This is a genomic window from Paenibacillus sp. KACC 21273 (genome assembly GCF_028736095.1).
GTDB lineage: Bacteria > Bacillota > Bacilli > Paenibacillales > Paenibacillaceae > Saccharibacillus > Saccharibacillus kyungheensis.
Map to the genome: position 1 here is coordinate 429,858 of NZ_CP117876.1, position 12,606 is coordinate 442,463.

Annotated in this window: 12 protein-coding genes and 1 riboswitch; of the genes, 5 read left to right on the forward strand and 7 right to left on the reverse strand. The window is 39.4% G+C overall.

Annotated features, from left to right (window positions below; genetic code table 11):
* Positions 1-154: 154 nt before the first annotated feature.
* Positions 155-1,441 carry a hydroxylamine reductase gene (gene hcp / locus PQ460_RS01930; protein ID WP_274171600.1) on the forward strand — a complete coding sequence of 429 codons (1,287 nt, stop codon included), beginning with the start codon at positions 155-157 and terminating at the stop codon, positions 1,439-1,441.
* Here the strand turns inward: hcp and PQ460_RS01935 are convergent.
* The 4 genes from PQ460_RS01935 to PQ460_RS01950 all read right to left on the reverse strand — a co-directional run bounded on the left by PQ460_RS01935 (position 1,438) and on the right by PQ460_RS01950 (position 5,656).
* Positions 1,438-2,478: a MerR family transcriptional regulator gene (locus tag PQ460_RS01935; RefSeq protein ID WP_274171602.1), complete on the reverse strand. Its 1,041-nt coding sequence runs from the start codon at positions 2,476-2,478 to the stop codon at positions 1,438-1,440. The two genes, hcp and PQ460_RS01935, sit on opposite strands and share 4 nt — an antisense overlap.
* A 59-nt stretch (positions 2,479-2,537) precedes the next feature.
* Positions 2,538-2,990: a DUF4385 domain-containing protein gene (locus PQ460_RS01940; protein ID WP_204826092.1), complete on the reverse strand. Its 453-nt coding sequence runs from the start codon at positions 2,988-2,990 to the stop codon at positions 2,538-2,540.
* Between the two features lie 178 nt (positions 2,991-3,168).
* Complete coding sequence (nagE, locus tag PQ460_RS01945; protein WP_274171605.1) at positions 3,169-4,671, reverse strand: N-acetylglucosamine-specific PTS transporter subunit IIBC; 1,503 nt, start codon at positions 4,669-4,671, stop codon at positions 3,169-3,171.
* 124 nt (positions 4,672-4,795) lie between these two features.
* On the reverse strand, positions 4,796-5,656 hold the full coding sequence (locus tag PQ460_RS01950) for a BglG family transcription antiterminator (RefSeq protein WP_274171607.1): 861 nt from the start codon (positions 5,654-5,656) through the stop codon (positions 4,796-4,798).
* 419 nt (positions 5,657-6,075) lie between these two features.
* Positions 6,076-6,175, forward strand: a riboswitch (purine riboswitch).
* A gap of 117 nt (positions 6,176-6,292) precedes the next feature.
* On the opposite strand from PQ460_RS01950, the gene PQ460_RS01955 reads away from it, so the two are divergent.
* The 3 genes from PQ460_RS01955 (at position 6,293) to PQ460_RS01965 (ending at position 9,326) form a co-directional block, all read left to right on the forward strand.
* A complete protein-coding gene (locus PQ460_RS01955) occupies positions 6,293-7,471 on the forward strand; it encodes an MFS transporter (protein ID WP_273613955.1) in 1,179 nt (392 codons plus the stop codon).
* Between the two features lie 213 nt (positions 7,472-7,684).
* Positions 7,685-8,290: a DUF1349 domain-containing protein gene (locus PQ460_RS01960; protein ID WP_274171610.1), complete on the forward strand. Its 606-nt coding sequence runs from the start codon at positions 7,685-7,687 to the stop codon at positions 8,288-8,290.
* A 256-nt stretch (positions 8,291-8,546) separates the two neighbouring features.
* Positions 8,547-9,326, forward strand: a complete 780-nt coding sequence (locus PQ460_RS01965; protein ID WP_274171611.1) for a DUF2087 domain-containing protein — start codon at positions 8,547-8,549, stop codon at positions 9,324-9,326.
* Between the two features lie 118 nt (positions 9,327-9,444).
* Here the strand turns inward: PQ460_RS01965 and PQ460_RS01970 are convergent, their stop codons facing one another.
* The 3 genes from PQ460_RS01970 to PQ460_RS01980 form a co-directional block, all read right to left on the reverse strand.
* The gene (locus PQ460_RS01970; protein ID WP_273613952.1) at positions 9,445-9,909 is read right to left on the reverse strand and encodes an AbrB/MazE/SpoVT family DNA-binding domain-containing protein; all 465 of its coding nucleotides are present in this window, start codon (positions 9,907-9,909) and stop codon (positions 9,445-9,447) included.
* Positions 9,910-10,423: 514 nt separating this feature from the next.
* A complete protein-coding gene (locus PQ460_RS01975; RefSeq protein ID WP_274171612.1) occupies positions 10,424-11,104 on the reverse strand; it encodes a CidB/LrgB family autolysis modulator in 681 nt (226 codons plus the stop codon).
* A complete protein-coding gene (locus tag PQ460_RS01980) occupies positions 11,101-11,472 on the reverse strand; it encodes a CidA/LrgA family protein (protein WP_273613951.1) in 372 nt (123 codons plus the stop codon). Before PQ460_RS01980 ends, PQ460_RS01975 begins: the two co-directional genes overlap by 4 nt.
* A gap of 131 nt (positions 11,473-11,603) precedes the next feature.
* Here PQ460_RS01980 and cidR point away from each other — a divergent pair, with 131 nt between their 5' ends.
* Positions 11,604-12,488 (forward strand): cidABC operon transcriptional activator CidR, encoded by an 885-nt coding sequence (gene cidR, locus PQ460_RS01985; protein WP_273613950.1) that lies wholly within the window; start codon positions 11,604-11,606, stop codon positions 12,486-12,488.
* Positions 12,489-12,606 lie beyond the last annotated feature (118 nt).

The following is a 12,606-nucleotide window of genomic DNA, read 5'->3' on the forward strand; positions in this document are numbered from 1 at the left end:
CTAAAACGGTTTTTTTGTATTCTATTTTTATGTAGGTATACACTTGGTCACATCTGATGATTATTTTGCAAAAAGTGATTACAATCACCCTGCCTCTTTGAGTATCCGTCTATGCTTGAATCAAAGAAACATACAACTAAGGGGGATACACATCATGTTTTGTTATCAATGTGAACAGACACCAGCAGGTGGTTGCAAAGTGATCGGCGTATGCGGGAAAAATGAGACGGTAGCCAGTCTGCAAGATACGATTATTTTTGGACTCAAAGGGGTAGCGGCTTACGCTACACATGCTCGTCAATTAGGATATACTCATCCAGAAGTTGACCGCATCACCCATGAAGCATTGTATTTAACGTTAACCAATTCCAACTTTAATATACAAGAACATATCGAGATGGCGTTGCAAGTCGGACAAGCGACTCTTCATATTATGGATACACTGGATCAAGCACATACCGATCGCTTTGGGATTCCTCAGCCAGTGACAGTCAGTTCGAATCAAGTAGAAGGCAAATGTATCGTTGTGACAGGACATAATCTATTTGCTTTAGAAGCTTTATTACAACAGACCGAAGGACTGGGCATCAATATCTATACTCACTCGGAAATGTTGCCTGCACATGGTTACCCTCATCTCAAAAAGTATACTCATCTTAAAGGCAATATCGGTAAAGCATGGTATGATCAGCGCCGTTTATTTGAAAATTTCCCCGGAGCTATTTTAGCGACAACCAATTGTGTAATGCCTATTAAAGGTAGTTATGCAGATCGCTTTTTCACTTATGGAGTGACAGGGTTAGAAGGGGTTACTAAGATAGAGACCGAGGACTTTAGCGAAGTGATCGCCAGAGCATTATCTTTACCTGAAGCACATATGCAATCTGATGCTGTTATGACCACAGGCTATCATCATGCGAATGTACTAGGATTAGCACCGGAGATTATTGAAGCTGTTCAAAGTAAAAAGATTCGTCATTTCTTCGTGATCGCAGGTTGTGATGCACCGGGCAAAGGTGGAGATTATTATCGTGAACTTGCAACCTCACTTCCGCAAGACACCGTCATCTTAACCACTTCTTGTGGTAAATTCCGCTTTAACGATGTTGATTATGGCACAGTACCTGGCACAGACATTCCTCGTTATATGGACTTGGGGCAATGTAATAATTCAGGTTCCACTGTCAAAATAGCGATGGCACTTGCTGAAGCATTCGGTTGTACGATGGCTGAATTGCCTGTCAGTATTGTATTATCATGGTTTGAACAAAAAGCAGTAGCGATTTTACTTGGCTTATTCAGTCTAGGAATTCAAGATATTCGGATTGGACCGAAGCCACCTGAATTTATTTCAGACGGTGTGATGGAAGTATTGCAATCGACATTTGGACTGAAATTAATCGGCGATGCGGCGACTGATATGGCAGATATGCTTTCTTAATGTAAAGAAACCGCCAGCACACAGCCCACTTCTTGCTCAATCGTATGATATTTAGTGATATAACCATGTTCTTCAAACCACTGTTGCAAAGCAGGATGTTGCCATTGATGGTGATAAGCAGATTGATGTTCAAGATCATTAGCAGATAAATCAATTAATGAATTTTCTACAACCGCTTGATCTACAATCAGACGGTCTGTCAAACAAAGTCGTCCATGTGGCTTGAGTACACGATGAATCTCGGTCAGTGCTAACAATTGTTGTTGTTGATTCAAATGTCTAAATGTAAAGCTAGATACGACAAAATGGAAATGATCATCTGGATAAGGAATCGCTAGCATATTGCCTATCCTTGTCTCGATCATCGGGAATTTGTGCTGGCACTGCTTGAGCATTTCCTGTGATTGATCGACACCAGACATATGCACACCTGATGCTACTAATTTGCCAGCTAGATTACCTGTACCAATGCCGAGATCAAGTCCATGTTCACCGGCTGTAGCATGAATAAATGTTGCTGTAGAGGTCAGTGCTTGCTCATAATGAGGATATTCTTCACGACGAGTATGCACATCCTGGTCATGAGTAATCGCACGCTGATCGAAGTCCCACTGGTCTTGCCAGTTCTGGCGCAATTCACGTAAATGTTTGGCTTGATCTGCCAGATGATAAATCTCTTGAATGGGCAAAGTCTGCTGGGTCTGTAATAGATGTATCATTTGCTCGGTCGTTTCTGCCATGCGTTTCATTTCCAGCCATTGTGTTGTGAGTAGTGAACGCTGTAATTCCAGATAATAACGCAGACGCTGACTATCTGGTAATCCTTGTGGTTCCAACGCTTGCTTGATCTCTTTGATCGCCATACCTGCTTCACGAAGCGCTATAATCGTCTGTAAGCGCCAGATATCTTCTTCTCCGAAGATACGATACTGATTGTGTTCACGCTGGACTGAAGGCAATAGACCATGTTGTTCGTAAAAGCGGATCGTGCGTGTTGAGATACCCAGACGCTTAGACAATTCATTGATTTTCAACAAAATCAGCTTCCTTTAGTGTGAAATTATACTCCATCATATCATGAACGATTAGAAGAACATCAGCCGTATTTCTGCTGATGTTCTTTTTTCATACGGATATAATCGGGATCGACTTTGGCTTCATCCCATTTCACTTTGAAAATGCGAGCGGCTTCGGCTTTGATCGGATCATCGGTATAAGGAAGAATCTCACCGTTCTCATCATATTTGCGACCACCTTTGTGATTGGTGTAACGACGTGCGCGGGTATAACCCATTTGTAGAAATTTACGAGCCATATCCATCCCGATAAAATCGTCTTTTTCTTTGTATTCGAGAAACATCGCATAGATTTTCTCGGACGATTCGGTAGCAATCTCAGGCGTTTTGAAGCGCCAGTGCGGTAAGATTTCACCTTTGTAGGGCTCAACCATTAAGACACCTTGCTCGCCTTTACCGACTCGATATAATTCAGGCTGTTTGCGTAGATCTAGCTTCGTATAGTCTAACGTATAATCAAATTTCTCAGGCATACTAAGAACTCCTTTGTATAGATAAGTAACTCTCTATTACCCGATTTTGGACAGAGACTTTCAATTATCCATAATAAAAAGCAGATACTCTTATAAAAGAGAATATCTGCTTTTTGTTATATATCTTATTGTTATATGTTATAAAGTCTATGGGTACGATACGATCTTGTTCAAACGCTTATGAATGGTCGCCCATAATGTCTTTAATTTCATCTTTGAGTGCATCGGATTTGGTTCCGAAAATAACCTGTACAGCGCCTTGTCCGAGTCGCATGATGCCAGCCGCTCCGAGCTTGCGAAGTTCTGCATCATTGACTTGACGATCATCTTTGACCACCAGACGCAGACGAGTAATACAAGCGTCGATACTCTCGATATTCGGTGAACCTCCTAGTTGATGCAACACTTGAGCCGCTTGGCTATCATTTGCATTAATCTCAGGTTGTGCACTAATTGCCGCAGTGGGTGTCAACGAATCTGAAGGTGTTTTTTCCAGATTAGCAACAGGTTCATCATCTTCACGACCCGGCGTTTTGAGATTGAATTTCACGATCAAGAAGCGGAACAATGTATAGTAGATAACTGCAAAAGCAAGTCCTACAGGAATCATAACCAGTGGATGGGTAGCTAATTTCATATTTACCAGATAATCAATGAGACCAGCTGAGAAACCGAATCCTAATTTAACATTTAACAAATACATAACCAGACCAGATAGACCTGTCAAAATAGCATGTACCAGATATAATCCAGGTGCTACAAACATAAATGCAAATTCTAATGGCTCGGTAATCCCTGTCAAAAACGAAGCGATTGCAGAACCGATAAAGATCGAAGCTACAGCTTTACGTTTTTCTGGACGAGCAGTATGAATAATTGCAAACGCCGCCGCTGGTAAAGCAAACATCATAATCGGGAAGAACCCAGACATAAACATTCCTGCTGATGGATCGCCTGCGAAAAAGCGTGTTAGATCGCCATGTACCACTTCACCAGAAGCATTAGTATAATCACCAATCTGGAACCAAGCGATAGAGTTCAATACATGATGCAGTCCGATCGGAACGAGCAAACGGTTCGCCATACCGAATATAAAAGCACCAATACCGCCAAGCCCTACAACCCATGTACCAAAAATCGCGATCCCGTCTTGAATAGGACTCCAGATCATTCCGAACAATGTAGCAAGAATGATAGTCGTAAATGCAGTAACCATCGGTACAAAACGTTTACCTGAGAAGAACCCTAACCATTCAGGCAATTTGATATTGTAAAAGCGTTGGTATAGATATGCTGACCATAATCCGACCAGTATTCCGCCGAGTACGCCCATGTCTAATTTAACATCATCACCAATATAACCGAATATCGTAGGTACAATACTTAATATTTTGACTAAGATCAGATACGAAATCACTGCCGATAACGCAGCTACTGCATCACGAGCAATTCCGATCGCTACCCCGATTGCAAAGATAAGTGCCAGATTACTAAAAATGGCTCCTGCTCCTGCTGTCAAAAATGGAGTGATATAGTGATTAATAAATCCCCCGACTGTTGACCCTAACGGAATATCAGTCTCATAATTCAACAATCCCAGACCTTGTAAAATAGCGGCTGCTGGAAGTGTAGCGACTGGAAGCATTAAAGAACGCCCAATCTTTTGCAAAAATCCTAACATTGGTAATCCCCCTTAAATAAATATGATAGATGTATCATGTATACCTACTGCACAACCAAAATAGAAAAGGATTCTATATCTTCGCTGTGCAAGTATGCGACTTATCATCGTATAAGCTGACAAATTAAGGCTGATACGTACGAAAAAGCCGATAAAGATGCATCGTCAAAAAGCACACCTCATCTTCTGGAATCGAGACATTTAGCTCTTTTTCCATTACCACTTTCATTTTATTCGCCAGTATATATTCTTCGGCATACTGTTCTCGTATCGGCTGAATGAGAAGATTTTCTACTAATGATCCTTGTACAATCCGTTCTAACGAAAAGCGTAGATGGATCATTAAGCGGACTTGATTCATACTTCCTTGTTGAAAAGTAATCTGTTTTTCCTGTTCGATCATCGCTTGTAATTTACCGAGTAAAGTAGACATTTTGACCAATTGTCCTACAGGCACATGACTGACAGCCGAATGGATATGATAAGTGAGAAAGCCTGCTTCGTCTTCAGGAATTTTAATATCAAAAGCACTACAGATCATCTGCAAAGCTTGTAAAGCCACTTCGTATTCTTGTGGAAAACAGACTTGAGTCTCATATAGAAAAGGATTGGTAATCTCCATCTGATGACGCACTCGATACACAGTGAATTGGATATGACTTGGCAAAGCCAGATAGATTTTGTTATGCAATGTTTTGTTGAATCGCTGTTCGATCATTTGGATAATCTGATCAGAGACTTCCATCGCTTTATGGTCGATATCTTCAAAAAAACTGGGGTGATTCATCAATTGTTCTCGATCTTCCAAGCGGAAGCGCTTTTCAATACGATCATCATCAGTAGAAAGAGTGGTTTCATTTTTGGCGGCAAAACCAAGCCCTTTACCTAGCAATACATATTCGATATCTGTAGATTCATCAAAAGCCATCACAATATTGTTGCCGACAACTCGCTGTATCGATAGCAACATACTTTCTTTACTCAATGTGGTGAGCCTCCTTTACATCCCTATTCGCTTATCTATTCCATCGAGCAACAGCGAACACGCAAAAAAGAGCCAAGTCACGAATAATAAACGTGTAGAAAGTTCTACAGCATCTGGTATTCGTTGCTTGGCTCATGCCCATTATATGGTAACACGCCGATAACGTTATAAGTTTTTGAATGCGATTTCATTATGTAGCATATAACGAGCACAATTGATCGTCAAGGTTATATTTTACGGAAAATCTCGAATATTTTCCAGAAGTACAGGTTTATTCAATAAAATAAAGTTTATTCATCATATTTTGCATAAAAAGCTTGAAAAAAGCCTTAATTTTAAAGAATAGGGGTTGAAATTTCTTCCATAATCAATTACAGTAGTAGACGTTGTTATAGGTTTGTAAGCTTTACCCTAACTAAATAAAATTCATTGATGTATAATGTATAACCTCAATAATATGGTTTGAGGGTCTCTACCAGGAACCGAACAATCCTGATTACAAAATTAAGTGTGCTCGTCGCACCCATCTTTTGTAGTCAGGATTTTTTTGCGTCTTTACGAGCTCAAACTTCTATGGACACTGATGGAATAGACGCAAGTCACTTGCTGACATCAAGAACAAAGGAGAAGATAGATATGAATTTCAAAGTCTTAATATTGACGATTGCTACATTTACTGTTGGTCTGATTGAATTGATTATCGGTGGTGTATTGCCACAGATCGCTTCCGATCTAAATGTATCTGTAAGTACAGCAGGGCAATTGATTATGATCTATGCGCTTGTTTATGCGATCTCTGGACCAACATTACTAGCATTAACGGCTAAGGTAGAACGGAAAAAGTTATACCTCTGGTCAATGTTAGTATTTACACTGGGTAGTCTGGTTGCTTTTTGGAGCCCGACGTATGGTGTCTTGTTCTTATCTCGTATTATTACAGCGGCAAGTGGTTCGCTGATCGTAACTCTGTCTTTAACGATTGCAGTAAAAATCGTTGCTCCCGAATACCGGGCACGTGTTATCGGTATTATCTCTATGGGTATTAGTTCTTCGATCGTACTGGGCTTGCCTTTCGGCGTACTGGCTGAAGAAGCATTTGGCTGGCGTGTATTGTTCTTAGCCATTGCTGTTTTAACATTAGTAGCAATGGTGGTTGTACATCTGTTTATGGATCATGTTCCTTTAGAACGTATGCAGACATTGAAGCAACAACTGGCTTCACTCAAAGATATCAAAATCATTAGTGCTCATCTCGTAACGATGCTTACATTAGCAGGGCACTATACATTATATGCTTACCTTACACCTTTCCTTGAAACGATGATGGGTCTTAACTCGAACTGGATCAGTATCGTATACTTTGTATTCGGAATTGCAGCTGTAAGCGGTGGGATGATCGGTGGAGCATTATCAGATCGTCTAGGTAGTAAAAAAAGTATTTTGCTTGTAGTCAGCGTGTTCGCTGTGATTATGTTTACTTTACCAATGGCTAGTCAATATGTGTATATCTTCCCGATTGCCTTGTTTATCTGGGGAGCACTAAGCTGGGCATTGGCTCCGGCTCAACAAAGTTACTTGATCCAATATGCACCGGAATCTTCTGATATCCAACAAAGCTTTAACTTCTCAGCATTACAAATTGGTATTGCTGTCGGTTCAGCGATGGGTGGCGTATTGATCAAAAATACAGGTAATATCGCTATCAATGCTTGGGTAGGTGGCGGAATTATCGTAGTTGCTTTCGGAATTGCATTATTCTATCTATTGTCCAAACCGGTAAGAGCTCGCAATGTAGCGAATACCATTACCCGTTAATATCTATATTAGGATATAGCATCTTCATTTGTTATTCGATTTATCTGCTGTATATAAACACCGACACGATCTGCGTCCATGATCGTGTCGGTGTTTTTTGGTTATTATAAGCATGGGAATAAAGAGCTGTGTGTACAAAAATACAGTGACAGTAGCTATAGACAATGCTATCTTATGCTATGAAAAAACAATACATATCAAAAGGAGACTACGATGCCAAAGACCAATTTCGCCAACTTCAATTGGCTGAATGAAAGTAGTATACGTTTTGAAGAAGAAAAGGTGATTTTGCATGCACCTGCACAAAGTGATTTCTTTTGTAACCATGGCGGGGTATCGGAAGAAGGCATTACGCCTGAATCGCTTACGAATGCGCCTTTCTTTTTTACTGAAGTATCCGGTGATTTTGTGATGCGTGTTCAAGTAGAACATGATTTTCAAGATGTATATGACTCTGCTTCGATTATGGTGATGCAAGATGTAGATCTCTGGGCGAAATTATGTTTTGAATATACTGATTTTTATACGCATTCTATCGTCAGTGTAATCACCAATACATTCTCAGATGATGCTAACGGAAATAATGTAGAAGGCAATACTGCATGGCTTCAGATCGCACGTGTTGGACAATCTTTTGCTTTTCATTATTCATTAGATGGAGTGCGATTTGATATGGTACGCTTCTTTTATTTACCTGTCGATCAGCAAGTGAAAGTGGGCTTATTGCCACAAGCGCCTACAGGTCAAGGTGGAGAAAGAATCTACTCCAATTTTTCGCTAGAACAACGAACAGTGAAAAATATTAGAATGGGCAAATAACAAATAGATTTCAGGGTGATCCTAAGTATACTTTTAACATGATTTTATCATCTATCCCGCAAAGCTACCTTCGTTGTATACAGGTAGCTTTTTTATTTTGTACATAGATCTGAATGATGATCTAGAATTATTGATGATATATAAACAAAAAAATATAGACAAAACTAAATAATGTTTGCTTTTATATAAACGTAATCATATAATATCTATGTAATACGTAGACGAAAAAAAGATTTATCTAGAAGGAGACTAGACAATGGAAAAAAATCAGGAAATATCAGATCGGTTCTGGCGAGCTTCATTAACCGATTTGAAGCGAGGGTATGTGCTAGAAGAAGATAATCATTCATTAGGTCGGTTTATCTGTCTGATCGATGGGATGGTATGTGAGAAAGGAGTCATTTACCAGGAAGAAGGTGTCTTTTACGAAGCAGAGCGTTATATGCAACATTATATTCAACAACACCATACGTCGATGTTTTCGTACTTGGTAGAACTGGATAAAAAGTGGACAGGTATGACAGAAATTCAAAGTGGAATGGTGCAATCTTTTTATCAAGGGCGTTCAGATACTGAAATTGTAGCGGAAGTCGGAGGTAGTAAATCGACTATTCGTAATCATCGTTTTGCATTACGGGAGAAAACAAAACAAGCCAAAGTATTTTTAGCGATTATGGAGTTGTTAGAAGAACAGCAAAATGATCCAGCTCCATTGGTATCTGTACATCGCACCGCTACGATGGTGGATGAACGTTATGCAGTAACAGAGAAAGAAAGTCAGGACATTTTGAAGCAATATTTCAAAGAAGGATTAGATGGGCCATTATCAGAGTTTCCGCGTAAAGAAAAGCGCAAAATTGTGATTTTACGTCATCTCATGAACGGATTCAATCCGGGTACAAAGTATACAGAAAAAGAAGTGAATGCGGTTCTGAAGCGTTCGTATGCCGATTATGTTACATTACGCCGTTATATGATTGAGTATGGATTTATGGATCGGTTAGATGATGGAAGTCAGTACTGGGTGAAGCAATAAGTGCTCGTTATTTATCTATATCCTCAGTTCATTTTTGTAGTAGTTAGACTTGTAATAAGCGATATAACACAATAAAAAACCCTCTCTGCATTCTAGATTACAGAGAGGGTTTTGGTATTTATTTTGCCCGTAGTTCTTTTTGGATCTGGCAGATACGGCTTTGAGAAATACCTAGAATACGAGCCAATTCATTTTGCGTCGCTTCTGGATTAGCTTTCATCGTATCTTCCACTTTAGTCAGCATTTCCCCCCGTTTACTACGTGATTTGCGTAAAGAAGATTGTAAGTTGCGATTAGGTGTTGGCGCACTGGGCATATCTTCGAGTGCGATATGTTGAGATTCATCACCCATTTGTTCTGTACAATCGCCACAAATAAATTGATCTTTGTAATAGATTAGATCGTCAAATGTTCCGCAAAAGATACATTGAATTCCTTTATGTTTCCGAAAAATAATTTCTTTTTCTGTAATAAAGAATTCCATAGGATCGCTTACACCAATTTCCATAGTGTCCCGTATTTCTTTCGGAATAACGATTCGTCCTAGACTGTCCAGCTGACGGACCATACCGGTTTTTTTCATGAGAAGTTCCTCCGCTTGGTCAAATTTATGAGAGAGAAATTAAAAGTAATTAGAAAAGTAAGTGTGCTTACTTTCTAATAACTGATTTGCATACAGTAATAGTAACATCGAATGTACAGATAAGGAACAAATTTAACATAAAAAATATAGTTCTGATATTTAGTTAACTACATAATTATGCATTAAAACAGTTTAAGATGCTTATTTTCTAACTTGAAAATAAAATTTTTCATAGCAAAATTCAACAAAATAGAGTGTTTTTAATGTAAAAGCAAATACACAGTAAAATATAAAATTTGAAATTATTGTATAAACATTCATTTAAATATATAATTGTTTATCTTCATATTAGGAATCATTTTGAGCGAAATTATCCTGCTTATCGATTGACAGGAAGGATATAAAAAAAATATGTAACCTTTACTTTGTTATCATACACCGATCTGTACATAGATTCAAACTTCTATCATTAATATAACACTATAAACATATAAAACACAAAAAAAGCTACCTTTTAAGGTAGCATCATCATCATTAATACAGGAGTAGCGGCGAGTGTAAACAGCGCTGCTAAAATCATCGAAATACTAGAAATCGTACCGGTTAAAGAACTAAGCTCAAATGCTTTGGAAGTTCCTGTACCATGTGCTGCTGTACCGAACAAAATTCCTCGTGCAATCTCGCCATCGATTCGTAACCATTTTACAATAAAAGGACCTACAATCGTACCGATCAATCCGGTCATAATCACAAATACTGCTGTTACGGTAGGAACACCGCCGATAGCTTGAGACACATTCATCGCAATCGGTGTTGTAATCGAGCGCGGAATAATACTGCTCATCAGACCGTTATCCAGATGTAATAGTTTCGCTAATAATGCAGAAGAAGTCACCGCTACAATCGAACCGAACAGAACACTGGATACAATCTCAACCGCATGCTTTTTGAGGGTTTGAATATTTTTGTACAAAGGAATAGCAAAAGCAATTGTAGCAGGCTGTAATAACCGGGATAACCATTGTCCACCCTGATTATAAGCTGTATATGGTACATGAATAGTGAGCAAAAGAATCACCAGAACGAGCGGTGTAATCAGCAATGGAGACAGATAGACACGTGGAAAACGGCGATATATTCGTTTGGTGACCATATAGATTAACAATGTTAGTAATAAAAATAATATAGTATTCATCCTGCGTGACGCTCCTTCCGCTTAGCCATCGTTCCAGCAAGTAACCCTGAACTGACCATCACTAATATGGTGCTGAGTATAACAATAACGACAATCCGTACCCCATCATGTTCTAACATCGGGATATAATTCATAATACCGACCGCTGAAGGAATAAAGAACAACAACAGTTCAGCAAGCAACCAGTTCGCTCCAAGTTCTACCCATTCGAGCTTAATGACTTTGGTCTGTAACAGTATAAAAACAATAGCAATCCCGATAATGCTACCCGGAACAGGAAGATGCAACCAGCGTACCAACACATTTAACAGTTCAGAAAATCCCATCAGCACAGCAACCTGAAGTATTCCTTTCATGATATTCTTCATCTATATAAAACCTTCTCTCTTAATTGACTACCAATGATTGTTTATATGAAAATTTTACATCTGTTTCTTTCATAGGTAAAATTCATATATGGCATGAAATGTATTCCATCTGTCTATAGGAGGAAAGTGACATGGATATTCGGCATTTGCAATATTTTATGGAAGTCGCCAGACTAGGAAGCTTTACTAAAGCGGCAGAAGCTCTATTTATTACACAGCCCACGATCAGCAAAACGATTCGTTCATTAGAAGACGAACTAGGCGCCAAGCTGTTCAATCGGATCGGGCGTACAGTGGAATTAACCGATGCAGGCAAAGTAATCCAGCATCAGGCTCGGATTATTGTAAAGTCTTTTCAAAATCTATCTTCCGAGTTGGACGATCTGCGCAATCTCAAAACAGGGCATTTACGCATCGGATTGCCACCGATGATCGGATCACGATTTTTTCCGCAGATTATCGGAAAGTTCCATCAGTTGTATCCTGATGTAACAATCCAGCTTTTTGAAAATGGCGGAAAAAAAGTGGAGCAAGATGTAGCCAATGGCGCACTGGATATTGGAGTTACGGTATTGCCTGTAACCGAGAATGTGTTGAACCATTTTTCGTTTACCGAGGAAAAGTTGAATCTGTTAGTGCCCAATCATCACCGGTTTGCACAGCAAGATTGCGCTGAACTTAGTGCACTGGCAGAAGATTCATTTATTATTTTCAGTGAAGACTTTACGTTGCATGGTCGTATTATAGATGCTTGTATACGGGCAGGCTTCCAGCCGAAAGTGATCTATGAAAGTTCGCAATGGGATTTGATTAGTGAAATGGTGGGAGCGGGCTTAGGGGTAGCCCTATTACCAGAAACGATCTGTCAGCAGATTAGCCGCGATCATGTGCACATCTTGCCACTGGTGAACCCCTCGATCCCCTGGCAACTAGGCATGATCTGGCATCAAGATCGCTATTTATCCTTTGCCGCACGCGAATGGCTTCGCTTTACAAGGGAGTTTTTAGGAAAATAATCCAAACGAATTTAAGATTAGATCGTCTTATAGAATATTCCATAGGTAAACAGTCTTCTATAGAGAAGGCTGTTTTTTGTTTTACAATTTCACTGATAAACCGACAAAAATAGCAATT

Coding starts and splice junctions, on each gene's coding strand:
- hcp (WP_274171600.1), top strand. CDS start 155: ATGTTTTGTTATCAATGTGAACAGACACCAGCAGGTGGTTGCAAAGTG.
- PQ460_RS01940 (WP_204826092.1), bottom strand. CDS start 2,990: ATGCCTGAGAAATTTGATTATACGTTAGACTATACGAAGCTAGATCTA.
- nagE (WP_274171605.1), bottom strand. CDS start 4,671: ATGTTAGGATTTTTGCAAAAGATTGGGCGTTCTTTAATGCTTCCAGTC.
- PQ460_RS01955 (WP_273613955.1), top strand. CDS start 6,293: ATGAATTTCAAAGTCTTAATATTGACGATTGCTACATTTACTGTTGGT.
- PQ460_RS01960 (WP_274171610.1), top strand. CDS start 7,685: ATGCCAAAGACCAATTTCGCCAACTTCAATTGGCTGAATGAAAGTAGT.
- PQ460_RS01965 (WP_274171611.1), top strand. CDS start 8,547: ATGGAAAAAAATCAGGAAATATCAGATCGGTTCTGGCGAGCTTCATTA.
- PQ460_RS01970 (WP_273613952.1), bottom strand. CDS start 9,909: ATGAAAAAAACCGGTATGGTCCGTCAGCTGGACAGTCTAGGACGAATC.
- PQ460_RS01975 (WP_274171612.1), bottom strand. CDS start 11,104: ATGAATACTATATTATTTTTATTACTAACATTGTTAATCTATATGGTC.
- PQ460_RS01980 (WP_273613951.1), bottom strand. CDS start 11,472: ATGAAGAATATCATGAAAGGAATACTTCAGGTTGCTGTGCTGATGGGA.
- cidR (WP_273613950.1), top strand. CDS start 11,604: ATGGATATTCGGCATTTGCAATATTTTATGGAAGTCGCCAGACTAGGA.